This is a genomic window from Curtobacterium sp. MR_MD2014, assembly GCF_000772085.1.
GTDB lineage: Bacteria > Actinomycetota > Actinomycetes > Actinomycetales > Microbacteriaceae > Curtobacterium.
Map to the genome: position 1 here is coordinate 270,464 of NZ_CP009755.1, position 25,452 is coordinate 295,915.

27 protein-coding genes are annotated in these 25,452 nt (G+C 72.7%); 17 read left to right on the top strand and 10 right to left on the bottom strand.

Going from position 1 to position 25,452, the window contains the following annotated elements:
- Positions 1-147 precede the first annotated feature (147 nt).
- Genes NI26_RS01375 through NI26_RS01400 form a run of 6 tightly spaced genes read right to left on the bottom strand, consistent with a single transcriptional unit; the run spans position 148 to position 7,900 of the window.
- Positions 148-849 (bottom strand): GntR family transcriptional regulator, encoded by a 702-nt coding sequence (locus NI26_RS01375; protein WP_235426420.1) that lies wholly within the window; start codon positions 847-849, stop codon positions 148-150.
- Between the two features lie 46 nt (positions 850-895).
- Positions 896-2,545, bottom strand: a complete 1,650-nt coding sequence (locus NI26_RS01380) for a dipeptide ABC transporter ATP-binding protein (RefSeq protein ID WP_066657628.1) — start codon at positions 2,543-2,545, stop codon at positions 896-898.
- Positions 2,546-2,555: 10 nt separating this feature from the next.
- A complete protein-coding gene (locus NI26_RS01385; protein WP_066651631.1) occupies positions 2,556-4,451 on the bottom strand; it encodes a gamma-glutamyltransferase family protein in 1,896 nt (631 codons plus the stop codon).
- Positions 4,452-4,461: 10 nt separating this feature from the next.
- Positions 4,462-5,337, bottom strand: coding sequence for an ABC transporter permease (locus NI26_RS01390; RefSeq protein WP_066651633.1), 876 nt, complete (start codon positions 5,335-5,337; stop codon positions 4,462-4,464).
- Positions 5,334-6,287, bottom strand: coding sequence for an ABC transporter permease (locus NI26_RS01395; protein WP_066651635.1), 954 nt, complete (start codon positions 6,285-6,287; stop codon positions 5,334-5,336). Before NI26_RS01395 ends, NI26_RS01390 begins: the two co-directional genes overlap by 4 nt.
- Positions 6,284-7,900: an ABC transporter substrate-binding protein gene (locus tag NI26_RS01400; RefSeq protein WP_235426421.1), complete on the bottom strand. Its 1,617-nt coding sequence runs from the start codon at positions 7,898-7,900 to the stop codon at positions 6,284-6,286. Before NI26_RS01400 ends, NI26_RS01395 begins: the two co-directional genes overlap by 4 nt.
- 354 nt (positions 7,901-8,254) lie before the next feature.
- On the opposite strand from NI26_RS01400, the gene NI26_RS01405 reads away from it, so the two are divergent.
- Together NI26_RS01405 and NI26_RS01410 are read left to right on the top strand one after the other, a co-directional pair.
- Positions 8,255-9,412, top strand: a complete 1,158-nt coding sequence (locus NI26_RS01405) for a peptidoglycan DD-metalloendopeptidase family protein (RefSeq protein WP_066651637.1) — start codon at positions 8,255-8,257, stop codon at positions 9,410-9,412.
- Between the two features lie 31 nt (positions 9,413-9,443).
- Complete coding sequence (locus NI26_RS01410) at positions 9,444-10,067, top strand: DNA alkylation repair protein (RefSeq protein WP_066651638.1); 624 nt, start codon at positions 9,444-9,446, stop codon at positions 10,065-10,067.
- 123 nt (positions 10,068-10,190) lie between these two features.
- Here NI26_RS01410 and NI26_RS01415 read toward each other — a convergent pair whose 3' ends face one another.
- Positions 10,191-11,021: a polysaccharide deacetylase family protein gene (locus tag NI26_RS01415; protein ID WP_066651639.1), complete on the bottom strand. Its 831-nt coding sequence runs from the start codon at positions 11,019-11,021 to the stop codon at positions 10,191-10,193.
- 222 nt (positions 11,022-11,243) lie between these two features.
- Here NI26_RS01415 and NI26_RS01420 point away from each other — a divergent pair, with 222 nt between their 5' ends.
- From NI26_RS01420 to NI26_RS01440, 5 genes are all read left to right on the top strand, one after another.
- A complete protein-coding gene (locus tag NI26_RS01420; protein WP_066651641.1) occupies positions 11,244-12,434 on the top strand; it encodes a zinc-dependent alcohol dehydrogenase in 1,191 nt (396 codons plus the stop codon).
- 28 nt (positions 12,435-12,462) lie between these two features.
- On the top strand, positions 12,463-13,521 hold the full coding sequence (locus NI26_RS01425; protein WP_066651643.1) for an NAD-dependent epimerase/dehydratase family protein: 1,059 nt from the start codon (positions 12,463-12,465) through the stop codon (positions 13,519-13,521).
- Between the two features lie 197 nt (positions 13,522-13,718).
- Entirely contained in the window at positions 13,719-14,066 is a 348-nt protein-coding gene (locus NI26_RS01430; protein ID WP_066651645.1) for a hypothetical protein, read from the top strand.
- 9 nt (positions 14,067-14,075) lie between these two features.
- A complete protein-coding gene (locus tag NI26_RS01435; protein ID WP_066651647.1) occupies positions 14,076-14,510 on the top strand; it encodes a DUF6314 family protein in 435 nt (144 codons plus the stop codon).
- Between the two features lie 4 nt (positions 14,511-14,514).
- A complete protein-coding gene (locus NI26_RS01440) occupies positions 14,515-15,183 on the top strand; it encodes a pentapeptide repeat-containing protein (protein WP_066651649.1) in 669 nt (222 codons plus the stop codon).
- On the opposite strand, the gene NI26_RS01445 is transcribed toward NI26_RS01440, so the two are convergent.
- The gene (locus NI26_RS01445) at positions 15,168-16,157 is read right to left on the bottom strand and encodes an NAD(P)/FAD-dependent oxidoreductase (RefSeq protein ID WP_066651651.1); all 990 of its coding nucleotides are present in this window, start codon (positions 16,155-16,157) and stop codon (positions 15,168-15,170) included. The two genes, NI26_RS01440 and NI26_RS01445, sit on opposite strands and share 16 nt — an antisense overlap.
- Positions 16,158-16,223: 66 nt before the next feature.
- Between NI26_RS01445 and NI26_RS01450 the strand changes: the two genes are divergently transcribed.
- Positions 16,224-16,832 (top strand): helix-turn-helix domain-containing protein, encoded by a 609-nt coding sequence (locus NI26_RS01450; protein WP_066651653.1) that lies wholly within the window; start codon positions 16,224-16,226, stop codon positions 16,830-16,832.
- A gap of 3 nt (positions 16,833-16,835) precedes the next feature.
- Here NI26_RS01450 and NI26_RS01455 read toward each other — a convergent pair whose 3' ends face one another.
- Together NI26_RS01455 and NI26_RS01460 are read right to left on the bottom strand one after the other, a co-directional pair.
- Positions 16,836-17,525: a hypothetical protein gene (locus NI26_RS01455; protein WP_066651655.1), complete on the bottom strand. Its 690-nt coding sequence runs from the start codon at positions 17,523-17,525 to the stop codon at positions 16,836-16,838.
- 111 nt (positions 17,526-17,636) lie between these two features.
- Positions 17,637-18,401: a glycosyltransferase family 2 protein gene (locus NI26_RS01460; protein WP_066651657.1), complete on the bottom strand. Its 765-nt coding sequence runs from the start codon at positions 18,399-18,401 to the stop codon at positions 17,637-17,639.
- A 199-nt stretch (positions 18,402-18,600) separates the two neighbouring features.
- Here NI26_RS01460 and NI26_RS01465 point away from each other — a divergent pair, with 199 nt between their 5' ends.
- From NI26_RS01465 to NI26_RS01505, 9 genes are all read left to right on the top strand, one after another.
- Entirely contained in the window at positions 18,601-19,479 is an 879-nt protein-coding gene (locus NI26_RS01465; RefSeq protein WP_066651659.1) for a hypothetical protein, read from the top strand.
- Complete coding sequence (locus NI26_RS01470) at positions 19,476-19,919, top strand: phage holin family protein (protein WP_066651661.1); 444 nt, start codon at positions 19,476-19,478, stop codon at positions 19,917-19,919. The genes NI26_RS01465 and NI26_RS01470 overlap by 4 nt, the downstream gene beginning before the upstream one ends.
- Positions 19,916-20,488 carry a DUF3618 domain-containing protein gene (locus NI26_RS01475; protein ID WP_066651663.1) on the top strand — a complete coding sequence of 191 codons (573 nt, stop codon included), beginning with the start codon at positions 19,916-19,918 and terminating at the stop codon, positions 20,486-20,488. Before NI26_RS01470 ends, NI26_RS01475 begins: the two co-directional genes overlap by 4 nt.
- Before the next feature lie 79 nt (positions 20,489-20,567).
- Entirely contained in the window at positions 20,568-20,993 is a 426-nt protein-coding gene (locus tag NI26_RS01480) for a MarR family winged helix-turn-helix transcriptional regulator (protein ID WP_066651665.1), read from the top strand.
- A 54-nt stretch (positions 20,994-21,047) separates the two neighbouring features.
- Complete coding sequence (locus tag NI26_RS01485; RefSeq protein ID WP_066651667.1) at positions 21,048-21,689, top strand: MBL fold metallo-hydrolase; 642 nt, start codon at positions 21,048-21,050, stop codon at positions 21,687-21,689.
- Positions 21,690-21,737: 48 nt separating this feature from the next.
- Entirely contained in the window at positions 21,738-22,418 is a 681-nt protein-coding gene (locus NI26_RS01490) for an HAD family hydrolase (protein ID WP_066651668.1), read from the top strand.
- Positions 22,419-22,451: 33 nt separating this feature from the next.
- Positions 22,452-22,934, top strand: a complete 483-nt coding sequence (locus tag NI26_RS01495) for a GNAT family N-acetyltransferase (RefSeq protein WP_235426426.1) — start codon at positions 22,452-22,454, stop codon at positions 22,932-22,934.
- Between the two features lie 47 nt (positions 22,935-22,981).
- Positions 22,982-23,605 (top strand): TetR/AcrR family transcriptional regulator, encoded by a 624-nt coding sequence (locus tag NI26_RS01500; RefSeq protein ID WP_235426427.1) that lies wholly within the window; start codon positions 22,982-22,984, stop codon positions 23,603-23,605.
- Positions 23,602-25,320, top strand: a complete 1,719-nt coding sequence (locus NI26_RS01505; RefSeq protein ID WP_066651672.1) for an MDR family MFS transporter — start codon at positions 23,602-23,604, stop codon at positions 25,318-25,320. Before NI26_RS01500 ends, NI26_RS01505 begins: the two co-directional genes overlap by 4 nt.
- Positions 25,321-25,452 lie beyond the last annotated feature (132 nt).

Genomic DNA, 25,452 nt, shown 5'->3' on the forward strand with positions numbered 1-25,452 from the left:
GCCGCGGCCGCGGCCGCCGCGGCCGCGGCGGCGGCGGCCGCCGCGGCTGCCCGAGGCTCGGCTGGGCGGACGGTTTCGCGGCCACTGGGCCGCGAACGTGTCCGCATGCGCGAGCCTCGGCCGCGCGGCCCGTGCGGGTCGCGCCGGTCAGACCGCGGGGCCGGCGGTCCGCAGGGCGTCGGCCTGCTCCGGGGAGGAGCGCGCCGCGTACCCGATGCGGCTCTCGCGGACGTGCCAGGCCATCCGCTCGGCGGCCTGCTCGACGTCCCCCGCGTCGATCGCGGCCAGGATGCGCCGGTGGTCGGGCCACAGCCGCTTGCCGCGCGACGAGGTGTCGAGCGCGTAGAGCCACTCGATCTTCCGCGAGAGCTGCCGGAGCAGGGTCGCGAGCGTCGTGCTGCCGGAGAGCTCGGCGACCAGCAGGTGGAAGCGCTCGTTCAGGTCGACGAGCAGGTCGAGCTCGTCCCGCTCGACGGCTGCGTCACCCTCGTCGAGGACGGCCCCGAGTTCGCGGCGCACGCGCCACCAGTCCTCCGGCGGGGCCTCCGCGTCGAAGAGCGTGCGCGCCCGGGTCGCGGCGCGGCGGGCGGTGGCGGTCTCGAGCGACTCGCGGACCGCGAACAGGTCGTCGGCCTCGTCGAACGGGATGTCGGCGATGCGCGAGCCCACGTTCGGGCGCGACACCACGAAGCCCTCGCCCTCGAGCCCGCGGAGTGCCTCGCGGACCGGCACCCGGGAGACCCCGTGCCGCTCCGCGAGGAACGCCTCGGTCACCCGGGTGCCCGGTTGCAGGGCGCCGGTCACGATGTCGTGGCGGATGGCGTCGATGACGCTCGTCCCGTTCAGCACGGTGCCGATCGTGCCACACCGCGCCGGTCGCCCACCCGGGACGCCGTCACGCAGCCGCCTCGGCGAGGGCCCTGCCCGGGATGGCGTCGAGCAGGTCCTTCGTGTACTGCTCCTGCGGGTCGTCGAACACCGCGGCGACCGATCCCCGCTCGACGACCTCACCCCGGCGCATCACCACGACGTCGTCGGCGATCCGCCGGACCACCCCGAGGTCGTGCGTGATGAAGAGGTAGCTCAGCCCGAGCCGGTCCTGGAGCTCCTCGAGCAGCGCCAGGATCTGCTCCTGCACCAGGACGTCGAGCGCCGAGACCGCCTCGTCGAGGATGATCAGCTCGGGTTCGAGCGCCAGCGCCCGGGCGATCGCGACGCGCTGCCGCTGCCCGCCGGACAGCTCGTTCGGCCGGAGCTGCGCGACCTCGCGGGGGAGCGCCACCTGGTCGAGGAGCGTCGCGACCCGCTCGGTGCGCGACGCCCGGTCACCGATGCCGAAGACGCGCAGGGGCTCGTCGATGATCCGCTCGATCGTCGAGGTCGGGTCGAGCGACCCGTACGGGTCCTGGAACACCGGTTGCACCCGGCGTCGGATCTCCCGCCGCTCGGCGCCACGGGCGGTCCCGATGGACTTCCCGTCGACCAGGGCGGTGCCCGACGTCGGCGTCTCGAGTCCGAGCACGATCCGCGCGACCGTCGTCTTGCCCGAGCCGGACTCACCGACGACCGCGGTGGTCGTGCCGCGACGCACCGCGAACGACACCCCGTCGGCAGCCTTCAGCGTTCCGGCACCACGACCGCGGAGCCGGTACTCCTTCACCAGGTCGGACACGACGAGGATCGGCTCGCCCGCGGCCACGGGCTCCGGCGCGACCCCGGACAGCGCGGGCGCCGCCGCGATGAGCCGCTTCGTGTACTCGTGCTGCGGGTCGCGGAGGATCGCCTCGGGCGCACCCTGCTCGACGATCTCGCCGTCGAGCATCACGACGACGCGGTCGGTCCGGTCCGCCGCGACCCCGAGGTCGTGCGTCACGAACAGCAGCGTCGTGCCGTGCTGGTCGACGAGGGTCTGCAGGTGGTCGAGGATCTGCCGCTGCACGGTCACGTCGAGCGCGCTGGTCGGCTCGTCGGCGATGAGCAGCTCGGGCTGGCGGGCGAGTGCGACGGCGATGAGGATGCGCTGCCGCATCCCGCCGGAGAACTCGTGCGGGAACTGGTCCGCCCGCCGCGACGCCTCGGGGATCCCGGCCTCGGTCATCAGCGCCACCACCCGCTGCCGGATCGCCGCGCGTCCCCGCAGCCCACCGGCCCGCAGTGCGTCGGCGATCTGCGCGCCGACCCGCATCGACGGGTTGAGGTTCGTCGACGGGTCCTGCGGCACGAGCCCGATCCGTGCGCCACGCACGCGTCGCATGAGCGCCTCGTCGGCGTGGGCGATGTCGTCGTCGCCGAGGCGGATCCCACCACCGGTGATGTGCCCGGCCCCCGGCAGGAGCCGGAGCAGGGCCGCGATGAGCGTCGACTTGCCCGAGCCTGACTGGCCGACGATCGCGACGCGCTCGCCGCGGCGGACGTCGAGGTCGACGCCGTGCAGGACCTCGCGGTCACCGAAGGCGACCCGCAGGTCGCGGACGGACAGCAGGGTGTCGGTCCGGTCGGTCTGGAGGCGCGGTGCGGCCCCGGTGGTCGTGTCGCCGTCGTGCATGGTCCGGTCCTCAGCGTCCTGCGGCATAGCCCTGTGCTCCTCGCGGGTTGGCGGCGGCGCCCATGACGCCGGTGTCGGGGTCGCGCGTCACGCACGACAGACGGCCGAGCGACCAGTCGCCGGCGCGGGTGACGACGTGGCCGAGCTCCTCGAGCCCGGCGATGACGTCGTCACCGAGGCGGTCCTCGACGACGAGGCCGCCCGGGGTCCAGGTGCGGGGCCAGAACGACCCCGGGAACGACGTCGTGTGCAGTGCGGGTGCGTCGATCGCCTGCTGCGGGGACCACCCGCCGACGATCGTGCGGAGCAGGAAGAGCAGCTGCCACTGGTCCTGCTGGTCGCCGCCCGGGCTGCCCATCGCGACCACCGGCTCGCCGTCCCGGAGCACGAGCGTCGGGGTGAGCGTCGTGCGGGGTCGAGCGCCCGGGGTGAGCGTGGACGCCGTGCCCTCCTCGAGCCAGGTCATCTGCATGCGGGTGCCGAGGCAGAACCCGAGCTCCGGGATCGTCGGCGACGACTGCAGCCACCCGCCGGAGGGCGTCGCGCTGACGATGTTGCCCCAGCGGTCGACGACGTCGATGTGGCACGTGTCACCGCGGGTCTCGCCCGTCTCCATCACGATCGGCTCACCGCGGTCCTCGTGCACGGGGGCATCCTCGGCCGGTGCGGCCACCGCGTTGCCGCGGGCGCCGGGGACGGTGGGCTCGCCGACACCGGCGATCGACTCGCCGCGCGGTGTGTACGTCTCACGCAGCGGGGGCATCGCACCCGCGGGCACCGAGACCGACCCCGGTCGCAGCTCGTGCGACGCACGGTCACCGATCAGGGCGCGACGCGCGTCGGAGTACGCGTCGGAGAGCAGCTCGGCCATCGGGACGTCGCCGTCGCCGTAGTACGCCTCGCGGTCGGCGAGCGCGAGCTTCTGCGCCTCGGCGATCGTGTGCGCGCCGAGGACGGTCGACGGATCGAGCCGCTCGTCGTCCAGTGGGTCGAGCAGGCGGAGGGTCTGCAGGAGCGCCGGACCCTGGCCCCACGGCCCGGTCTTCGCGATCGTGTGGCCCCGGAACTCCGCGGTCGTCGCGGGCTCGGTCGACGCGCGGAACGCCGCGAGGTCGCTCGCGCGGACCACCCCGGCGTGGTCGGTGCCGGACGCGTGGCGGTGCGGGGCGCGGACGAAGGCGTCGACTGCCTGCGCGACGAAGCCCTCGGCCCACTCGGTGCGGGCGGCCTCGATACGCGTGACGCGCGCGCCCTCGCCGTCCACGGTGCCGGACCCTGCCTGCACGAGCCGTTCCAGGACCGAGGCCCAGGTCTCGTTGCGCACCATCGACCCGGCGGCCGGCACCGAGCCTCCCGGCAGCCACCGCTCGGCGGAGGACGGCCAGTGGTCGCGGAACAGGTCCTGCACGGTCGCGATGGTTGCGACCACGCGGGGCGCGACCGGGTGGCCGTCACGGGCGTACCCGATCGCGGGGGCGAGGACGTCGGCGAGCTCCCACGTGCCGTGCTCGGCGAGGAGCAGCAGCCACGCGTCGACGGCACCGGGGACGGCGGCCGCCAGCGCGCCCGCCCCCGGGACCAGGTCCAGGCCCTCGGACCGGAAGTGCTCCGGCGTCGCGCCGGCCGGGGCCGGTCCCTGGCCCACGAGGACGGTCGGTGCCCTGTCGGACGCCGTCGCGAAGATCGCGGTCACGTCGCCACCGGGTCCGTTCAGGTGCGGTTCGACGACGTGCAGGACGAAGGCGCCGGCGACGGCGGCGTCGAAGGCGTTGCCGCCGCGCTCGAGGACCGACTGCGCCGTCGCGGTCGCGATCCAGTGCGTCGACGCGGCCATCCCGAAGGTGCCCTGCAGGTCCGGACGGGTGGTCTCCGTCGGCGGGGTGGTGAAGGCGGGGTTGGTGCTCATGGTGCTGGTGCTACTTCCGGTCCGAGGCGGTGGGGTCGAGGGCGTCGCGCAGGGCGTCCCCGAACAGGTTGAAGCCGAGGCAGATGACGGCGATCGCGACCCCCGGCACGACGGCGGCCCACGGCGCCTGGCCGAGGTACTGCTGCGCGTCCGAGAGCATGATGCCGAGGCTCGGCGTGGGCGGCTGGATGCCGAGCCCGAGGAAGGACAGCAGTGCCTCGCCGATCACCGCGACCGGCATGATCACGGTGGCCTGCACGATGATCGCCGAGACGCAGTTCGGCAGGACGTGCTGCGCGATGATGCGCGCGCCGCCGGCGTCCAGCGTCCTCGCGCTCGTCACGAAGTCGGCGCTCGTGATCCGCAGGGTCTCACCGCGGACGATGCGGATCATCGCCGGCACGTGCGAGATGCCGATCGCGATCACGGCGTTCGACAGGCTCGGCCCGCTGATCGCCGCGAGCCCGACCGCGATGATGAGGAACGGGAACGCGAGGGCGACGTCGGTCAGGCGGGAGATGATCGCGTCGAGCCAGCGCCAGTACCCGGCGAGCAGACCGAGCGGGGTGCCGACCACGACGGCGAGCAGCACCGACAGCACGCCGACGACGAGCGAGACCTGGATCCCGTACAGCGTGCGGGACAGGATGTCGCGGCCGAGGTCGTCGGTGCCGAACCCGAAGCCCACGGTGAAGGGCACCTGGAACGGCAGGTCGAAGTGCGTCGCGGTCGGGTCGTGCGGTGCGACGAGCGGTGCGGTGATCCCGGCGAGCACGACGACGGCGAGCATGATGCCGCCCGTCATGCCGAGCCGGTTCGTCCGGACCTGCTTCCAGATGCGACCGCGGCTCGAGCCCAGGTCGAAGGGAGCGGTGATGGTGGTCATGCGGTGCCTCCGACGCGGATCTTCGGGTTGATGACGGAGTACAGGACGTCCACGGCGAAGTTGATGAGGACGTAGCCCAGGGTGATCACGAGCACGACGGCCTGGATGACCGGGTAGTCGCGGGTGAACACGGCGTCGAGCGTGAGCTTGCCGAACCCGGGCAGGGCGAAGATGCGCTCCGTGACGACCGCGCCCGAGATGAGGCCACCGAGCTGCAGGCCGACGATCGTGACGACGACGATCATCGAGTTGCGCAGGCCGTAGCGGAAGAGCACCCGCGGGCGGCTGAGCCCCTTCGCGCGGGCGGTCCGGACGAAGTCGGTCTTCATCGTCTCGATCATCGACGCGCGGGTCTGGCGCATGATGACGGCCGCGAGCGACGTGCCGAGGATGAGCGCCGGGAGCGTCAGGTGGTGCAGCGCGCCGAGCGGGTCCCGCGTCACCGGGACGTAGCCCGAGGCGGGGAACCAGCCGAGGCCCGCCGCGAGCCAGACGATCGCGAGGATGCCGAGCCAGAAGTTCGGCACGCTCAGGCCGACGAGCGCGGCGGCGTTCGCCATCCACTCGGGCCACCGGCCGCGGTAGCGCTCGGCGAGGGTGCCGAGGGCGACCCCCACGACGACCGCGACCACGATCGCGTAGAGCGCGAGCCACAGTGTGACGGGGAGCGTCGAGCCGAGCAGGTCCGTGACCGGGGTGCCGGTGCGGGTGGACTGTCCGAGGTCGCCCTGCAGTGCGTTGACGACGAAGCGCCAGTACTGCACGAGCAGGGAGTCGTCGAGGCCGAGGTCGGCGCGGACGGCGGCGAGCCGCTCGGGGCTCGCCTCCTCGCCGGCCAGGGCCAGGGCCGGGTCGCCCGGCAGCTGCCGGACCCCGAAGAAGACCACGATCGAGGCGAGGACGAGCGTGAGCGCCGCCTGCCAGAGCCGTGTCAGGACGTACCGGGTCACTTGTCGCTGCCTTCCACGAACGCCGCCTGACTGAGCCGGACCACGCCGTCGGCGTAGGTGGACACCCCGGCGACGTCGGAGCTGACGCCGGTGATGCTGCGGGTCCGGTAGAGGTAGATGATCGGGTCGTCCTGCTGCACCTTCGTGACCAGCTGGCCGTACAGGTCGGCGCGTTCCTGCTGGTCGGTGGCCTGCGCCGCCCGGGCGATGAGGTCGTCGACCTCGGGGTCGCTGTAGCCCGGGTAGTTGTTGCCGCCGCCGGTGCCGAGGAACGAGCCGATGTTGCCGTGCGGGTCGACACGGCCCGACCAGCCCAGCTGCAGCGCCTGGAAGTCGCCGCGGGTCTGGTCGTCGAGCAGCGTCGTGTACTCGACCGGGGTGATCGTGATCGCGAAGCCGCCGGCGCGGGCCTGGGCCTGGAGTGCCTGGGCGAACCGGACGGTGTCGGGGGTGTTCGTCACCTCCATCTCGATCGGGAACGGTTGCTCGACCCCCGCTTCCTCGAGGAGCTCCTTCGCGCGGTCGGGGTCGTACTCGGGGCACGCCTTGCTCGCGTCGGTCGCGAAGGCGCTCGTGTCCGGGATCGGGGAGCACGCGACGTCCGCCCACCCGCGGAACACGCTCTGCACGAGCTCGCCGCGGTTGATCGACATGGACAGGGCCTGCCGGACCTTCCGCTCGGTGGCGAGCGGGGTGTCGAGCGGCTCCGGGTCGGTGCCGACGCCGTCCTGGTTGGCGAGGTTGATCGTGATGCCCTGGTAGCCGAGGGAGCCGGTGCGGAGGACCTCCAGGTCCTTCCGCTCCATCAGGTCGTCGACGTCCTGCGTGGAGATCGTGTCGGCGACCTGGACGTCCCCGGACTTCAGGTTCTGTGCGCGGATGCTGGCGTCGGTGATGATCCGGTAGGTGATCCGGTCGAAGTGGGCGCTCGCCGGGTCGTGGTACATCGGGTCGCGCTCGACGGTGATCGAGGTCTGCGGCACGCGCTCGACGAACTTGTAGGGGCCGATGCAGACCGGGGCGTCCCCGAACCCGTCGCCCTCCTGCTCCAGTGCCGTCGGCGACATGACCATGCCCGCACGGTCGGCGAGCGCCGCGGTGATCGGGGCGAACGGGGTCGAGTAGCGGATGCGGACGGTGTGGTCGTCCACCGCGTCGATGCCCGAGACCGGACCCATCTCGCTCTTCCGGCTCGAGTCGTCCTTCGTCAGGTTCCGCTCGAGCGTCGTCACGACGGCGTCCGCGTCGAACGGGGTGCCGTCGGCGAAGCGGTAGCCGGTGTGCACCGGGAACGTGACGGTCTTCCCGCCGTCCGACACCGTCGGCAGCTCGGTCGCGAGCATCGGGATGATCGCACCCTCGGCGTCGATGTCGAAGAGCTTCTGGCACATCGTCTCCATGACGTACCGGGTGTACAGCGACGACGAGGTGGTCGGGTCGAGCCGGTCCGGTTCGGCGGAGAGCGCCATGACGAGGTCACCGCCTTCGCGGACCTGCTGGTCGCCGATCGCGACGGTCGTGACGGTACCGGCGGTGGCGCCACCGGCCTTCGAGCGTTGGACCGGCACGCACGCGGTGAGCGCGAGCGAGGCGGCCAGGGCGACTGCGGGCACGGCGAGGAGTGTCCGGCGGCGTCGAGCGGGAGTCTGGGACATCGTGTTCCTGGAGCTGCTGGTGTGCGTGGTGACTCTTGTGGGGTCACGCTCAGGAGTGCGGTGATTGCATACAATCACGACTGACAGCGCTCGTTTGTACACAGTGTGTTTCCGGTGTGTAACAGTTCCGCCGACCGCCGGCGCTCGTCTGCACGATTCCCGCCCGGTGTCATGCCCCCGGTCCGGGGGCTGTCCCGACCGAGGGCCTCCTGCGAACATCGACCCTCGGTGGGTTTCAGGGGCCCGCCGTTCCGAGACACGCACCGCGCCGGCGTCCGACGCCCGCGGCACCACGAGCAGGGGTTCCACCACATGATCAGGGCACGGGCGAAGTTCGCTGCGGCCGTCACCGCCGTCGTCATCGCGGCCGCGGGACTCGTCGCCACCGCGTCGCCGGCGCAGGCCGCGACCACCTACAAGGGCTCGGTGAAGGCCGGCACGACCTTGCAGCCGGGTGACACCATCACCTCGACCAACGGGCAGTTCCGACTCGTGATGCAGGGCGACGGCAACCTCGTCGAGTACGGCATCGGCAACGTCGTGCTCTGGGCGTCGAACACCCCGGAGCAGTACGGCGCAGCAGCCGTCGTGCAGAAGGACGGCCGCCTGTCGCTCGTCCGGAGCGGTCGACTCGTGGCGCAGTGGGGGTCCGCCGGGGCGTCGAAGGACTTCGGTGTCCGCGCGGACGGCGAGCTGCGGATGCGCAGGACCGACAACGGCATGCTCTGGCGCATCACGGTCGCGCAGAGCAGCGTCCGGTCCGGCAACGAGATCCTGCCCGGCACCGTGCTCCGATCGAACCCGGGCGCGGCGCGGACGTTCACGATGCAGACGGACGGCAACCTGGTGCAGTACGTCAGCGGCAAGCCGGTCTGGTCGTCGCAGACCTTCGGCAACCCCGGGGCGAGGGCCGCCGTGCAGGCGGACGGCAACCTCGTCGTCTACGCAGCGGGCGGGCGGCGAGCGCTCTGGTCGTCCCGCACGTACGGGCGCGGTGCCGGGCAGTTGCTCGTCCAGGTCGACTCGAACGTCGTCCTGTACGGCGGCTCCGACACGCGGACCTGGTCGACGAAGCCCGTGACCGGTCTGCTCTGGCCGGTGAACGGGACGACCATCTCCGGCCGCTACGGTGACGACCGCGGGGCGGGGCACGTCCCCCGGTACCACCAGGGCACGGATGCCCCCGTGCGGGTCGGCACCCCGGTGTACTCGTCAGGTCGGGGCACGGTGACGACGGTGGTCCGCGACAACCCGAGCTACGGCAACTACGTCGTCGTCTCCTACGGCCTGACCACCGTCCTGACCGCGCACCTGAGCGAGATCGGTGTGACCAAGGGCCAGATGGTGGGCATCGGCAAGCAGCTCGGCAAGTCGGGCAACACCGGGCAGTCCACCGGTCCGCACGTGCACGTCGAGACCCGCGTGAACGGCACGCTGAAGGACCCGCTGTCGTTGCTCTCGTTCCGCTGAGCCCCGCTCTGCGCGGACCTAGGCTGGGCGGATGCAGCGCCACGACGCCGAGTCGGTCCTCGCCGCCCTCGCCAGGACCCCGGGTGACGTCGCGGGTGCCCGGCGCGTCGCCCGACGGTTCGCCGACGTCGACGCCGGGGAGCGCTCGGCGCTGCTGTGGAGCGAGGACGCGGGAGCGCGGCTGGTCGCCGTGCTGCTGCTGGTGCAGGCGATGCGCGCGCACCCCGACCCCGAGCTGACCGACGAGTACCTCGCCGCGGCGAAGGCCGAGCGGTTCGAGGACACGGTCCTGGTGGACGTCGCGGCCGAGGAGCTCGTCGGTGTCCCGCTCGTCGGCACCTCGACCGGCCCGCTGTTCGCGCTCGCGAAGTCCGACGTGGCGACGGTCCGCCGGATCGCCGTCGTCGCGACGCTCGCCTTCGTCAAGCAGGGGGACGCCGAGGTGCCGCTCGCGATCGCCGGTCGGCTGGTCCGGGAGCGCAGCGACACCGTGCAGTCCGCGCTCGGGTGGGTCCTCCGCGAAACCGGGAAGCGCGCCTCGGAGCCGGCGCTCGTGGCCTTCCTCGAGCGGAACGGCCGCTTCCTGTCGACGGCGGCCCGGGCGACCGCGACCGAGCACCTGCCGCCGGCCGAACGGGACCGCCTGCGCGGCTGACGACGCACCCTCGCGAAACGCAACGACGGCGACTGCTCGCAGCGCTGTACCGTTGCGAGCAGCCGCCGACGTTGCGTCTTGCGGAACCGGCGGAACCCGGCCGGGCCGCCGGGTCGCCGGGCCTCAGTGCGCGAAGACGTCGTCCAGCGTCCAGGTCGCCAGGCCGCGCTCCTCGAGCAGCTCGTGCAGCCTCGGGAGTGCCCCGATCGTGCCGGGGAAGTTCGCGTGTCCGATGACGATGTGTGCCGGCTGGAACCACTGCTCCGCGAAGCCGACGATCTGCTCCGCCGTGATGTCGCCCGAGTCCGCGAGCGTCCCGTACCAGAGGAGCGGGGTCGAGTAGCCGACGGCCGCCGCGGCACGGTCCACCCGCGCGTCGTGGTACCCGAAGGGCGGTCGGAAGTACGGGCGGGCGTCGACGCCGAACGTCCGCTCGAGGAACGCGTGGTTGCGCATCAGTTCGTCCTGGATCGCCTGGTCGCCGAGCTTCGTCAGCGCGGGGTGGCTCCACGTGTGGTTGCCGAGCTGCACCTGCCCGGAGTCGACGAGCGGCCGCAGCAGGTCGGCGTGCTCGGTCCACGACGGTCGGTCCCCGTTCACGAAGAACGTCAGGCGCGTCCCGGTCTCGGCGGCGAAGCGGGCGTAGGCCTCGACGACCTCGGGTGATGCCCCGTCGTCCACGGTCCACGCGATCCCCGGCGTGCCCTCCGGCAGACCCGTGATCGTGCCGCCGGGCAGGGGGACCCGCGTCAGCGCCGGCCTCGTCGGGGTCGGGGTCGGCGTGGGTGTGGGTGTGGGTGTCGGTGTCGGGGTCGGGGCGGCCGTCGAGCGCGTGGGGGTGGCAGACGTCGGCCTCGCGGGCCGGTCACCACCGGAACAGGCAGCGAGGACCGCGGCCGCCAGGGTGCCGGTCGCCCCGGCGAGGATCGTCCGGCGGGTGGTGCTGTGGTCCATCGGCCCCAGCCTGCCGACCGGGCGGGCGCCGGCGCATCCGCACGCCGGAGGAGTCGCGGTGGCCGACCGGCCACCGGTGCGGACGGGAGGCCCGCCCCACCGCCGCCCGCAGCGCGCGTGGAGGACGGGGCTGGGAGGCCACCACGGGGCGGGCGCGTACCGAGGAGGTCACGTGAGCCGTGCCTCCCGGCCGGCCCGAAGCAACGACGAGAGGAACGCGACGTGCGCGCACTCACCTGGCAGGGCACCGAGAAGGTGTCCGTCGAGACCGTCCCCGACCCGACGATCCAGGAGCCGACCGACGCGATCGTGCGGATCACCTCGACGGCGATCTGCGGCTCCGACCTGCACCTGTACCGGGTCCTCGGCCCGTACATCGACAAGGGCGACGTCCTCGGCCACGAGCCCATGGGCATCGTCGAGGAGGTCGGCTCCGCCGTCACGAACCTCAAGGTCGGCGACCGCGTCGTCGTGCCGTTCAACATCTCCTGCGGCCACTGCTGGATGTGCCAGCACGGCTTCCAGTCGCAGTGCGAGACCACCCAGGTGAAGGAGTACGGCACCGGTGCCTCGCTCTTCGGGTACACGAAGATGTACGGCCAGGTCCCCGGTGGCCAGGCCGAGTACCTCCGCGTGCCGCACGCCGACTACGGGCCCATCAAGGTGCCGGACACCGGGGCGGACGACCAGTGGCTCTTCATGAGCGACATCATCCCGACCGCGTGGCAGGCCGTGCAGTACGCCGAGGTCCCCGAGGGCGGCACGCTCGCGGTGCTCGGTCTCGGTCCGGTCGGCCAGTTCGCCGCACGCATCGGCAAGCACCTCGGGTACCGGGTCCTCGCCGTCGACCCCGAGCAGGTCCGCCGCGACCTCGGGGCGAAGCACGGCATCGAGGTGTTCGACCTCGACGACGACATGGTGTCGAAGCTGATCGACCTCACCGACGGGCGCGGCCCGGACGGCGTCGTCGACGCGGTCGGCATGGAGGCGCACGGCAACCCCGTCGCCGGGTTCGCGCAGCGCGCGGCCGGGCTGCTGCCCGACAAGCTCGCGCAGAAGGCCATCGAGACCGCGGGCGTCGACCGCCTGGCGGCGGTGCACGCGGCGATCGACCTCGTCCGCCGAGGCGGCACGGTCTCGCTGTCCGGTGTCTACGGCGGCATGGCCGACCCGATGCCGATGATGACCCTCTTCGACAAGCAGATCACGATCCGCGAGGGACAGTGCAACGTCCGCCGCTGGGTCGACGACCTCATGCCGCTCGTGTCCGACCCCTCGGACCCGCTCGGCACCCTCGACCTCACCACGCACCGGGTCTCGCTCGAGGACGCCCCGGAGATGTACTCGGTCTTCCAGAAGAAGGAGGACGGCTGCATCAAGGTCGTGCTCGACCCGTCGATGGCCGCGGCCTGATGACCGCCCGTCCGCTGCGGGTGCGCTGATGCGCGTCGTCGTGGTCGGGGCGACCGGCAACGTCGGGACCGCGGTGCTGCGACGGCTCGCGGCTGCGCGGCTCACCGGTGACGGCCGCGCGGGCGACGAGGACGGCCTGCGGGTCGTCGGCGTCGCCCGCCGGGTGCCGGACGCCCGGGTCGCGCCGTACGACGTCGCCGTGTGGCACGCGGTCGACGTCGGTGGTCCGCGCGCCGTGGACGAGCTGACGGCGGTGTTCCAGGGTGCCGACGCCGTGGTGCACCTGGCGTGGGCACTGCAGCCGACGCACGACATCCCGGCGCAGCACCGAACGAACGTCACCGGGACGGCGAACGTGCTCGCGGCGGTCGCCCGGGCCGGCGTCGGGCAGGTCGTCGTGTCCTCGTCGGTCGGCGCTTACCGCGGCGTCGACGTCGAGGGCAAGCGGACCCCGGTGGACGAGTCGTTCCCCGCCACCGGCATCCAGACCGCCACCTACTCGATCCACAAGGCCGAGAACGAAGCCGCTCTCGACGTGTTCGCGTCGCAGCACCCCGGGGTCGTCGTCACGCGGCTCCGACCCGGACTGGTGTTCCAGCGCGGGGTCGCGGCCGAGCTCCGGGGGCTGTTCCTCGGGCACCTCGTGCCGATGTCGATCGTCCGGGCGGCTCGGTTCGCGGTGCTGCCGCTGCCGCTGCCGTTCGTGTTCCAGGCCGTGCACGCCGACGACCTGGCGGACGCGTTCTGGCGGACGATCGACCGACGTGCGGCCGGGGCGTTCAACATCGCGGCGACGCCGGTGCTCACCCCGCCACGCATGGCCCGGGCAGCGGGGATGCTCGGGGCGGTGCGGGTACCGCTCCGGCTGCTGCGCGGGATCGTCACGCTGACCTGGCGGCTCCGGCTCCAACCGACGGACGCCGGGTGGCTCGACATCGCCGCCGGCGTGCCGATCATGCGGACCGACCGGGCTCGGCGCGAGCTCGGGTGGGTGCCGCAGCACACGGCGGAGGACGCGCTGCGCGAGCTCGTCGGCGGTTTCGCGGACGGGGCGAACGTCGAGGCGTCCGGGCCCCTGCGCGGCTGAGGGACGCGGGCCCGGCCCGTGGCGGGACCCGGGGTACCTGGTGGGACCGGGCGTCCCTGGTGGAACCGGGCGTACCTGGTGGGACGGTTCCACCAGGTACGCCCGGAAAACCCTGCCATGGCACCTGTTCCGGGGAGCACCGGGCGCGCTACGCTCCAGCCCAGGGCGCGACCGTGCCCGGCGGGGGAGGAGCTGACATGGCGATCGACGACTTCGGGGCCCCGGGCGGGGAGACCCACAACCCGCTGATCCCGCCCGTGTACGACCTGGTCTGGACCCTCGTGGCCGTCGGCGGCATCGTCACGCTCCTCGGCGTCGTCGCGGTGATCGTCCTCGTCGTGCACCGGTCCCGACGGATGGCCGCTCGTGGACAGGACCCCCTGACCCTGCAGGAGGACCTGGCGTACCGCGCGGCGCAGAGCGCAGCGTTCGCTCCGGCGGTCTCCCGAGAGCACCGGCTCGCCGAGCTCGACGACCTGCACCGCAGGGGCCTCATCACCGACGACGAGCGCCGGGACGCCCGGGCCGAGGCGCTCCGCGCGTAACCTGGCCGGGTGTCGCCGACGAGCCCGCTGCTGCCGACGGACCTGCTGGGCGACTGGACGCTCCGCCGGACGGTCGACGACCGCCTCGCGGGTGTGACCGGCACCGTCACCGGGTCGACGACCCTGACGCTGACGACCCCGGACGAGGTGCGCTGGGACGAGTCCGGCACCATGACGTTCGACGGCCGCGTGGTGCCGGTGTCCCGGACCCTCGTCGTGCGCCGGGGCCCTGACGGCCGGTGGACGGTGCACTTCGCCGACGGCCGGGTCTTCCACGACTGGGTGTGGGGCACCACGGTCGAGCACGCGTGCGCGCCCGACGACTACACGGGCGTGCTCGACGGGGACGCCGAGCGCTGGACCGTCCGGTGGCGGGCACGCGGCCCGGCGAAGGACCACCGGCTCGACAGCGTCCTGCAGCGTCGGTCCACCACGGCAGACTGAGCGCATGGCACGCTCCTCGACCGGTACCGCCGCCCCACGGATCACCCCCATCGACCCGCGGGATCTCGACGACTGGGCACCGGCGCCCGGTGACGTCCTGACCGGGGACCGGATCGACGGCAGGCGCATCGACGTGCTCGACCTCGCGGGCGAGCGCCTGCCCGACCTCGAGCTCGAGGAGTGCGTGGTCGACACGCTCCGGGCGGACGGCACCGACCTGCGCGGACTGCGCATCCGCGACTCGGTGGTCGAGACGCTCGACGCGCCGGTGTTCCGCGCCTCGAGCAGCGCCTGGCGCGAGGTCCGGGTCGCCGGTGGCCGGGTCGGCTCCGCCGAGCTGTACGACGCGACGCTGAACGGGGTCGAGTTCGTCGGCATGAAGCTCGGGTTCGTCAACCTGCGCGGCTCGACGCTCACCGACGTCGTGTTCCGCGACTGCGTGGTCGACGAGCTCGACGTGGCCGACGCCCGGCTGCTGCGCGTGGCCTTCCCCGGCACCCGGATCCGCTCCGTGGAGGGCTCGGGCACCCGCATCGAGCACGTGGACCTGCGCGACGCCGACCTCGACCGGGTGGAGCGGCTCGAGGGCCTCCGCGGGGCGACGATCGGCACCGACCAGCTGTTCGCCCTCGCGCCGCTCCTGGCAGCGCAGGCCGGCTACCGCGTGGAGTGACCGGCGGGCTCCGCGTCGGCGGCCAGCGCCGCCGCGATGTCGGCCTGGACGAGGTCGCCGTGCACCGCGGCACCGGCCTGGGTCCCCGCAGCCGCCGACGCGATGACGGTGGCCATCGGTGCCGTGACGTTGCCCGCGGCGTACACCCCGCGGACACCCGTCTGGCCGACCGCGTCGACGGTGAGCCCACCGCCGAACCGGAAGCCGTTCACGATGACGTCCTCCGCGTGCAGCCCGAGCCCCTCGAGGAACCCGACGCGTGGCTCCGCCGTGCTCGACGCCGCGAGCGCGTCGAGCGCGACGACCTCCCCGGAGTCGAGCTCGACACCGGTCAGGACGCCGTCCGAGGAGTGGACCCGCGTGACCGACGCCTCGACCACCTCGACGCCGCGGGCCCGGAGACCGGCGAGCGCGGTGTCGTCGACCAGTGCGGGGTCCGTGACGAACGCCGTGACCCGGTCGCTCAGCGCGCGGAACATCTGGGCGTGGTGCGCACCGTTCGGTGTGGTGACGAGGACACCGATGCGGCCGTCGCGGACCTCCCACCCGTGGCAGAACGGGCAGTGCACGACGCCGCGTCCCCACTGCTCGGCGAGGCCGGGGACGTCCGGCAGCACGTCGACGGCGCCGGAGGCGACGACCAACCGGCGCGACGTGACGACCGCTCCGGAGTCGAGGGTGACCGAGAAGCCGACGGGGTCGACACCGGTGCCCTCGGTGGCGGACGTGGCCACGACCCTCCCGGCCGCGACCTCGACGCCGTACGCGGCGACCTCCTCACGGCCGATCCGGGTCAGCTCCGCGGGTGCGACGCCCTCGCGCCCGAGGTAGTTGTGGGCGCCCTCGGCGGGCGCGTTCCGGGGCTCACCCGCGTCGACGACGAGGACGGAACGGCGCGACCGCCCCGTGATGAGTGCGGCGGACAGGCCGGCGGCCGAGCCGCCGATGACGATGACGTCGTAGTGATCACGCATGACCGCATCATGGACAGTGGTCGGCGACAACGGCAACGAATCTTGCCGGTGTGGCAACATGGCGACATGGTGCACGGCCGGGAGGAACGGATCACCCCACCGACGACGGCGCAGGTCGTCGACGCGGTCGGCCCGCGGCTGCGGTCGCTGCGGGAGCGACGACAGGTCACGCTCGCGGCGCTCGCCGCGGAGACCGGCATCTCGGTGTCGACGCTCTCGCGGCTCGAGTCGGGGCAGCGTCGACCGACCCTCGAGCTGCTGCTGCCCCTCGCCCGGGCGTACCAGGTGCCGCTCGACGACCTCGTCGGCGCACCGCAGACCGGCGACCCACGCGTCCACCTGCAGCCCGAGCGGCACGGCGGTCGCGTGGTGATCCCGCTGACGAAGCGCACCGGGGGCGTGCGGTCGTTCAAGCAGCTCATCCCGCCGATGCCGGCGAACGGCGACCGGAGCCTGAAGACGCACGAGGGCTACGAGTGGCTCTACGTGCTGTCGGGACGCCTGCGCCTGCTGCTCGGCGACCGCGACTTCGACCTCGGGCCGGGCGAGGTCGTCGAGTTCGACACGCACACCCCGCACTGGGTCGGCAACACCACGGACGAGGTCACCGAGGTGCTCTGCCTGTACGGGCCGCAGGGGGAGCGGGCCCACGTGCGGTCACGGCCGGCGGGCTGAGGCTCAGCCGAACACGTGCCCGACGACGTCCTCGAGGAGCCCGTCCGTCGGCACGTTCGACTGGGCGATGCGGATGCCGATGTCGCCGCGGGTGAAGTAGGTGTCGCCGTCGGTCACGGGGTACTGCGGGTTCTGCGTGACCTTCTGGCACCGGAGCCCGTCGTCGACGGACGCGCAGTCGAAGCCGGACAGTCCGCGGAGCGCCTCCGTGGCACGCGACGGGACGACGTTCTCGACCTGGATGGTGAGGTTCGTGAGGTCGGCCTCGGGGTCACGCCAGACGCAGTACAACCGTTGCCCGCTCGACTGCCGTGCCGGGGTCAGTGCGGTGCGGGGGACCTCGAGGTCACCGACGACGGCGGGGTCGTTCAGAGCTGCCTCGTCGGTGTACTCGAACGCGCCCGGTGTCACGAGGTCGTCGCACGTCTCCGGCACCGTGCCCGTCGCGGAGGCCGGTGCGGTGCTCGACGACGGTGACGACGTGTGCGTCGCCCCGGTGTCGGGCGTCCGTGCCGGGGTGGCGCCGTCGGCCGGGGTCGGCGCACCCGACGTCCTCGACGACGCGGACGTGGACGTGCTCGCGGTCGGGGTGGCGCCGTCACCGCCGTCGCCGGTGCACCCCGACAGGGTGAGCGCGAGGCCCACCCCGAGTCCGATCGTGGCGAGCAGTGTCGTGGTGCGTGTGTGCCGCATCGTTCCCCCGGGTGCATCGTCAGGTGTCCACCCGACCTCGTGGTGCCGACGGTAGTCGTCGACCCTGCCTGGTGCTCCGCGGATCGGTGTTCCGCGGATCCGGTGCGCCGGTCAGCGCCGGCGGGTCCAGCGAGCGCGGACCCGGGCCCGGAGGGCCACGCGGCCCCGTCGCGCCCAGCGCCGCACCGGGTTCGCCCGTCGGCCGTTGACCCGGAAGGTGTGGAACGCGCGCCGGGTCCGCCGCGCGACGGAGGTCGCCCCGGACAACGGCCTCGCGGACACCTCGACGGTCAGCGCACGATCGACCAGGACGCGCCAGGCGGGGTCGAGCTGCATCGAGAGGTCGACGTCGTCGTGCACCTCGGGGTCGTCGCGGTGCACGCGGCCGCGCACCGCTGTCCAGGTGTCGCGGAACATCACCGTCGCAGACCCGAAGAGCGGCGGCCGTCCGAGCGCGGACCACATCAGCACGAAGTACGGCCCCATGTAGAGCGCGTCCCACAGGCGGCGGAGGGCCCGGCCACCCTGACTCGGACGGCCCGGGCCGGTCACGGCCACGACGCCCGGTGTCCCGAGCAGGCGCACAGACTCGGCGATCCATCCCGGCGGCGGCACCGAGTCGGCGTCGAGCCGCGCGATGACGTCCCCCGAGGCGCGGTCGTACCCACGAGCCGAGGCCGAGGCGATGCCGCGCACGGGTTCGTGCAACACGGTCGCGCCCGCGGCCCGGGCGACCTCGACGCTGTCGTCGGTGCTGCCGTTGTCGACGACGAGGACCTCGTGCACGGGGTGCGTCTGCGCGGCCAACGCCTCCAGGCAGCGTGCGAGGTGCTCGGCATCGTCGAGCACGGGGACGACGACGGAGACCTGCGGCACCCTGCCGATCCTGCCGGAGGCGCGCTGGGCGGACCGTCGGCCCCGCTGCCGCGGTCGACCACGGCCGCCCCTCCGCGTTCCGTGGACGGACCGACCGCGCAGATCGACGTTCCTGTGCTGCGACGCAGCGCCGGTCGCGCACGGTCAGGGCCAGCGCGACGGGTGCCGTACCCGCCGCGACCGAACCGGAAGGCCGACCATGACCACGAACCCACCCGGGAACGACTCCGGGACGCCCATCCACGACCGCACCGCGGCTGCCGAGGGACACGAGGTGCACCCGGGCGTGACGGTGCCCTCCTTCGGCACCGGCGTCCCCGCGCCGCGCGACACCGACCGCGACTTCGACGACGTCCTCCGGCCCGACGGCTTCGACGACGTCGAGCCGCTCGACGCGCTGCCCGCCGACGAGCAGCTCCCGGCGACGCCGTCCGCCGCCGGCGCGTCGGCACCGCTGCACGACTCCACGACGACGAGCACGGGCACCGGCACCGGCTCCGTCCCGCCCGTCGGCGGGGCCACCGCCACGAGCACCGGTGCCGGTGCCGGCGGCGGCAGCAGTGACGGCGGCAAGGCCGACGCGGCCAAGGGTGCCGCGCAGGACGTCGCCGGCGACGCGAAGGACAAGGCCGCGGACGTGGCCGGCACCGCGAAGGAGCAGGCGTCGAACGTCGCCTCCGAGGCGACCGACCACGCCAAGCAGCTCTACTCCCAGGCCTCCGACACGCTCAAGGAGCAGGCGGCCGGGCAGCAGGAGCGCGCCGCCGGAGGGCTCCGCAGCCTCGGCGAGCAGCTCGGCCGCATGGCCGACAAGGACGACGAGCAGGGCATCGCCGCGAAGGTCGTCCGCGACCTGTCGAACCGCGCGGGCTCCGCAGCCGGGTACCTCGAGAACCGCGACCCCGGCTCGCTCCTCGACGAGGCGAAGTCCTTCGCCGCGAAGCGTCCCGGCACGTTCATCGCGCTCGCCGCGGGCGCCGGCATCCTCGCCGGACGCCTGACGAAGGCCCTCGCCACCGAGGTCAAGCACGAGAAGGAGGCCGGCGAGACCTCGACCGGCACGGGGAGCGGCGTATGAGCCACACGGTCCCGGGCGCGACCCCGCTCGGTGAGCCGACGCCCGAGGAACGCGCCGCCACGACGCCCCTGGGCGAACTGCTGACCGACGTGTCGAAGGACCTGTCGTCGCTGTTCCGCCAGGAGGTCGCCCTCGCCAAGGCGGAGCTCACCGAGTCCGCCAAGAAGGCGGGCAAGGCCGGCGGCATGTTCGGCGGCGCCGGGCTCACCGCCCTGTTCGCCCTGTTGTTCCTGTCGATCGCCGCGTGGTGGGGTCTCGGGTACCTCATCGGCAACGCGTGGTCCGCCGTCGTGATCGCCGTGGTCTACGCGATCGTCGCCGCGATCCTCGCCGTCCGGGGGCGCAAGGAGATCAAGGAGATCCAGGGCGCCCCGCAGACGGTCGAGACCGTCAAGGAAGTCCCCGAAGCACTGAAGCCGAACACCGGGAGGAAGCCATGAGCACCCCAGAAGAGATCCGTGCCGACATCGAGCGCACCCGCGGTGCCCTCGGGTCCGACGTCGACGCCCTGGCCGACAAGGTCAACCCGTCGTCGATCGCGCACCGCCAGACCGACCGGGTGAAGAACCGTTTCCAGGGCGTCCGCGACTCGGTGATGGGCTCGGCGCACTCCGCCGGCTCGAGCGTCTCGGGGTCGGCGTCCGGGACGGCCGACCAGGCGAAGGACGTTGCGCACAAGGGTGTCGAGAAGGCCAAGGGCAACCCGCTCGCGGTCGGGCTCATCGCGTTCGGCGCCGGGTGGCTCGCCTCGTCGCTCATCCCGACGTCCGACAAGGAGGAGCAGCTCGCCGGTGAGCTCAAGGACAAGGCGGCGCCCCTCGTCGAGGACGTCAAGTCCCAGGCGAAGGACGTCAGTTCGCAGCTGGGCGACGTGGCGAAGGAGCACGCGCAGGACCTCAAGGGGACCGCGCAGGATGCCGCGCAGACCGTCAAGGACGAGGCGCAGGGCGCCGCGTCCGACGTCCAGGAGCACGCGAAGGGTGCTGCGGACGACGTGCGCAGCAGCTGACGTCACCCCGTGACGGACGGGAGGCCCGTGGCGACGCCGCCACGGGCCTCCCGTCCGTTCCGCGGTAGCGTCGGGGCCCATGGACCCGATCGACGAACTCGCCGCCGAGTTGCGCCAGTCGATCGGCCGCGTCGTGCGGGCGGCCCGGCGCGAGGGCGACAGCCTGCCGCCGGCGCACTCGACGACGCTGGGGTTCCTCGGACGCGAGGGGCCGATGACGATCGCGGAGCTCGCCCGGCGACGCGGCGTGAAGCACCAGGGGCAGTCCCGGACCGTTGCGGAGCTGACGAGCCAGGAGTACGTCGAGCGGACCGTGTCCGAGACGGACCGACGGGCGTCGGTGATCCGCATCACCGATGCCGGCCGCGCCGCGCTGCAGCGGGACATGGACGGGCGCGCGGACTGGCTCGCGACGGCCGTGCGTGCGGAGCTCGACGACGACGAGCGCGCGCTCCTCGCCCGGTTGCCCGACATCCTCGAGCGTCTGGCGCGCCGGGCTGGCTGAGGGTCCCTCCGACAACCGGTCCCATTTGTACAACAGTGTTGTACAGTTGGCGACATGCAGCTGACGAAGTACAACCACGCCACCGTCGTCCTCGAGCAGGACGGCGCCTCGCTCGTCATCGACCCGGGCTCGTTCACGCCCGAGTCCGCCGACCTCGTCGCCGGGGCCACGGTCGTCCTCGTCACGCACGAGCACGCCGACCACTTCGCCGTCGACGCGATCCGTGCGGGTCTGGAGCGCAGCGCCGACGTCGTCGTCCACGGTCCGGCGTCGGTCGTCGAGCAGCTCGGCGACCACGACGGCCGCGTCCGCGCGGTCGCCGCGGGCGACACGGTCGAGGTCGGGCCCTTCCGTGCCCGGGTCTTCGGGGAGGAGCACGCGGTCATCCACCGCGACATCCCCACCATCGCGAACGTGGGCTACCTGGTGAACGACGCCGTCTTCCACCCGGGCGACGCCTACCTCGTGCCGGACGTCCCGGTCCGGACCCTGCTCGTCCCGACGAGCGGGCCGTGGGCGAAGACCGGCGAAGGTGTCGACTACGTCCGCGCGGTCGCACCGGAGCACGTGGTGCAGATCCACGAGCTGCTCCTCAGCGAGGGTGGTCAGGAGATGAACGTCCGGATGTTCGGCACCGAGGGCCTCGGTGGCGTCCCGGCGTCGATCCTGCCCGTCGGTTCGTCGATCGAGGTCTGATCGCGCGACCCTGGGTCGAACCGGTGGTCGTGGGAGCAGGCTGGGTGGATGCCTGATGCTCCCTCGACCGCCGTCCTCTTCGACATCGACGGCACCCTCGCCGACTCGAACTACGCGCACGTCGACGCATGGTGGCGAGCGTTCCGCGCCGCCGGCGAGTCCGTCGACGCGTGGCGGATCCACCGCGCGATCGGCATGGACTCCGGGCGCCTGCTCGAGGAGCTGCTGCCCGACGCCTCCGACGAGGTCCGTGACACCGCGAAGCAGTTCCACACCGCCTACTACTCGGAGCACATGCCGCAGCTGCGGCTGCTGCCCGGGGCGCGGGAACTGCTCGAGGCGGTCGCCGACGCCGGCCACGCGGTCGTGCTGGCGACGAGTGCGCCCGAGTCGGAGCTGTCGGTGCTGCGCGAGCTGCTCGACGCATCCGCGTGGGTGACGGCCGAGACGAGCTCGGAGGACGTCGAGCAGGCGAAGCCGGACCCCGGGATCATCCAGGTCGCGCTCGACAAGGTCGGCGTCGCTGCGGATCGCGCGGTGATGGTCGGTGACGCCATGTGGGACGTCGAGTCGTCGGGGAAGGTCGGGCTGCCCTGCGTCGGTGTCATGACCGGCGGGATCGGCGGCGACGAACTCCGTGGAGCGGGAGCCGCGGCCGTGTACGACGACGCAGCCGCCGTGCTCGCCGCGTTCCGGGCGGGCGAGGGGCCGATCGCCGCGCTGGCCTGAGTCCCGCCCCGGTGCGTGCGAGGATGGACGATCGTGATCACGATCGAGCGCGTTGCCTGGGACGACCCTCGTGGAGTTGCCCTCCGCGCCACCATGGACGACGAGATGCACGAGCGCTACGGTGACGGGCACGCGGACGAGGACCCGGCCGTCACTGCCGAGCGGAACCGTGTGCTGGCCGTCGACCCGGCGACCGTGATCACCTCGTTGCTCGCGATCGACGAGGACGGTTCCGCCCTCGGGCACATCGCCGTCCGGCACCTCGGCGACGAGGTCGAGCTGAAGCGCCTGATCGTCCTCGCCGCCGCCCGCGGCAAGGGCGCCGCCACCGCGCTGCTCACCGAGGGCGAGCAGGTCGCACGCGAGCAGGGCGTGTCCCGCGTGATCCTGCAGACCGGCGACAAGCAGCCCGAGGCCGTCGCGCTGTACCGCAAGACGGGGTGGCAGCAGATCGACGTCTACGAGCCGTACGCCGCGACCATGCCCTGGTCGTTCTGCTTCGCGAAGGCGCTGTAACCCGTCCTCCTGTTGCACTCTCAGCATCAGAGTGCAATTCTTGCTCGGTGAGCCCCACCGAACGCACCCGCACGCTGCGCCGACGCATGGTCGTCGAGGCACGCCGGGCCACGATCGAGCACGGTCTGCACGGCTTCACCATCGAGCAGCTCTGCGAGACGGTCGGCGTCTCACGGCGGACGTTCTTCAACCACTTCGCGTCGAAGGACGACGCCGTGCTCGGCATCGAGCAGGGCGCGATGTCGGAACTGCTCGCGGCGTACGCCGACGGCTCGCTCGTGCCGACGGACCTCGACCCGCTCGGGTCGATCGTCGCGCTCGCGATCGAGCAGATGCACGTCGTCGGGCTCGACCGCGCCGACGAGGCACTGGTCCGTCGGGTGTTCGACGCCGAGCCACTGATGGTCGCGAAGTTCCTGGCGGCCGCGGACGTCCAGCTCGCCGCGGTCGGACAGGCCGTGCGGGAGCGCTTCGGGTGGACCGACCCGGACGATCGACGGGCCCAGCTCGTCGCCGAGGCGGCCGCGGGCCTGCTCAAGGTCACCGCCGGCACCTACTTCGACGACGCCTTCGACGAGTCGACCGGGCCGTCGTTCGACGCGCTGCTCACCGACAACCTCCGCCAGCTCAGGGCGGCCATCACCACCACCGGACAGGACCACACCGCATGAGCGCCACCGCGCAGGGCACGAAGCGTGCCCGACCCGGATCCGACGGACCGCTGCTGCTGACGCAGCGGCGCATCTGGATCATCTTCTCCGCCCTCATCGCCGGGATGCTCCTGTCGAGCCTCGACCAGACGATCGTGTCGACGGCGATGCCCACCATCGTGGGCGAACTCGGCGGCGTCGCGCACCAGGCCTGGCTCACGACCGGGTACCTGCTCGCATCGACCATCGTGATGCCGATCTACGGCAAGTTCGGCGACGTCCTCGGGCGCCGCAACCTGTTCCTCGTCGCGATCGCCCTGTTCACGATCGCGTCCGCCGGCTGCGCCTTCGCCGGCGACTTCACGCAGCTCGTCGTCTTCCGCGCGATGCAGGGCCTGGGCGGCGGTGGCCTGATGATCCTGTCGCAGGCGATCATCGCCGACATCGTCCCCGCCTCGGAGCGCGGCAAGTACCTCGGCCCGCTCGGCGCGATCTTCGGCCTGTCGGCGATCGGCGGCCCGCTGCTCGGTGGATTCTTCGTCGACCACCTCACCTGGAACTGGGCGTTCTACATCAACATCCCGGTCGGCATCGCGGCGTTCTTCGTCGCCTGGTTCGCGCTGACCCTGCCGACGAAGAAGGCCGAGAAGCGGATCGACGTGCTCGGCGTCGTGCTCATGTCCGCCGCGACCACCTGCCTCGTGTTCTTCTCCGAGTTCGGCGGCAGCAGGGACCACGGCTGGGACGCTCCCGAGACGTGGGCCTGGTTCGCCGGACTCGTCGTCTCGGCCGCGCTGCTCGTGCTCGTCGAGTCGCGCGTCGAGGACCCGGTGCTGCCGATGTCGTTCTTCCGCAACCGCACGTTCCTGCTCGCGACGGGCATCGGTCTCGTGCTCGGCATCGGCATGTTCGCCGCGATCGGGTTCGTCCCGACGTTCCTGCAGATGGCGTCGGGCACCTCGGCCGCGGTGTCCGGCCTGCTCATGCTGCCGATGATGGTCGGCCTCATCGGTACCTCGATCGCGTCCGGCAACCTCATCACCAAGACCGGCCGCTACCGGGCGTTCCCGATCGTCGGCACGGTGCTCGTGGCGCTGGCCATGCTCGCCATGACGCAGCTCGCCGCGGACACCCCGATCTGGCTCATCTGCGCCTACCTGTTCGTGTTCGGCGCGGGGCTCGGGCTCATCATGCAGGTGGTCGTCCTCGTCGCGCAGAACGCCGTGCCCGCTGAGCAGGTGGGGACCGCCACGTCGACGAACAACTACTTCCGCGAGGTCGGCGCATCACTGGGCACCGCCGTCTTCGGCGCGCTGTTCACGGCACGGCTGACGAGCGCGCTGACCGACGTCTTCACCTCGGCCGGCGGGTCCGCCACCGACGCGGCGTCCTCCGCGGGCAGCATCGACCCGGCCACCGTCGCGAAGCTGCCCGAGGCAGTGCAGGACGGCATCGTCAACGCGTACGCCGACTCGCTCGCGCCCGTGTTCTGGTACCTGCTGCCGTTCATCGCGATCGCGTTCCTGCTCGCACTGTTCCTGCCGCAGATCCGCCTGTCGGACACGGCCGGCATGGTCGCCCGTGGCGAGGCGGTCGGCGGCGCCGAGGCGGACGAGCTCGAGCGTGCGCAGCGGGCCGGGACGGCCGGGACGGCCGGGTCGGCCGCGGCTCCGTCGCCCGGCCAGGCGTCGGAGCGCGGCGAGACGCCGGTGTCGGGGCGGGACACCTCCGCCTGACGCGGGCGCTCCGTGCGCTGAGACGCCGGCGTCGGTGCGAGACGCCCCCGCGCGTGCGACACGCCTCCGGAACCGGGGGCGTGTCGCGTGTTCCAGTGCGTCTCGGGCAGACGCCGGCGTCTCGCGGTCTGC

Coding starts and splice junctions, on each gene's coding strand:
- NI26_RS01380 (WP_066657628.1), bottom strand. CDS start 2,545: ATGCACGACGGCGACACGACCACCGGGGCCGCACCGCGCCTCCAGACC.
- NI26_RS01385 (WP_066651631.1), bottom strand. CDS start 4,451: ATGAGCACCAACCCCGCCTTCACCACCCCGCCGACGGAGACCACCCGT.
- NI26_RS01390 (WP_066651633.1), bottom strand. CDS start 5,337: ATGACCACCATCACCGCTCCCTTCGACCTGGGCTCGAGCCGCGGTCGC.
- NI26_RS01405 (WP_066651637.1), top strand. CDS start 8,255: ATGATCAGGGCACGGGCGAAGTTCGCTGCGGCCGTCACCGCCGTCGTC.
- NI26_RS01410 (WP_066651638.1), top strand. CDS start 9,444: ATGCAGCGCCACGACGCCGAGTCGGTCCTCGCCGCCCTCGCCAGGACC.
- NI26_RS01415 (WP_066651639.1), bottom strand. CDS start 11,021: ATGGACCACAGCACCACCCGCCGGACGATCCTCGCCGGGGCGACCGGC.
- NI26_RS01425 (WP_066651643.1), top strand. CDS start 12,463: ATGCGCGTCGTCGTGGTCGGGGCGACCGGCAACGTCGGGACCGCGGTG.
- NI26_RS01430 (WP_066651645.1), top strand. CDS start 13,719: ATGGCGATCGACGACTTCGGGGCCCCGGGCGGGGAGACCCACAACCCG.
- NI26_RS01440 (WP_066651649.1), top strand. CDS start 14,515: ATGGCACGCTCCTCGACCGGTACCGCCGCCCCACGGATCACCCCCATC.
- NI26_RS01445 (WP_066651651.1), bottom strand. CDS start 16,157: ATGCGTGATCACTACGACGTCATCGTCATCGGCGGCTCGGCCGCCGGC.
- NI26_RS01450 (WP_066651653.1), top strand. CDS start 16,224: ATGGTGCACGGCCGGGAGGAACGGATCACCCCACCGACGACGGCGCAG.
- NI26_RS01455 (WP_066651655.1), bottom strand. CDS start 17,525: ATGCGGCACACACGCACCACGACACTGCTCGCCACGATCGGACTCGGG.
- NI26_RS01465 (WP_066651659.1), top strand. CDS start 18,601: ATGACCACGAACCCACCCGGGAACGACTCCGGGACGCCCATCCACGAC.
- NI26_RS01470 (WP_066651661.1), top strand. CDS start 19,476: ATGAGCCACACGGTCCCGGGCGCGACCCCGCTCGGTGAGCCGACGCCC.
- NI26_RS01475 (WP_066651663.1), top strand. CDS start 19,916: ATGAGCACCCCAGAAGAGATCCGTGCCGACATCGAGCGCACCCGCGGT.
- NI26_RS01480 (WP_066651665.1), top strand. CDS start 20,568: ATGGACCCGATCGACGAACTCGCCGCCGAGTTGCGCCAGTCGATCGGC.
- NI26_RS01485 (WP_066651667.1), top strand. CDS start 21,048: ATGCAGCTGACGAAGTACAACCACGCCACCGTCGTCCTCGAGCAGGAC.
- NI26_RS01490 (WP_066651668.1), top strand. CDS start 21,738: ATGCCTGATGCTCCCTCGACCGCCGTCCTCTTCGACATCGACGGCACC.
- NI26_RS01505 (WP_066651672.1), top strand. CDS start 23,602: ATGAGCGCCACCGCGCAGGGCACGAAGCGTGCCCGACCCGGATCCGAC.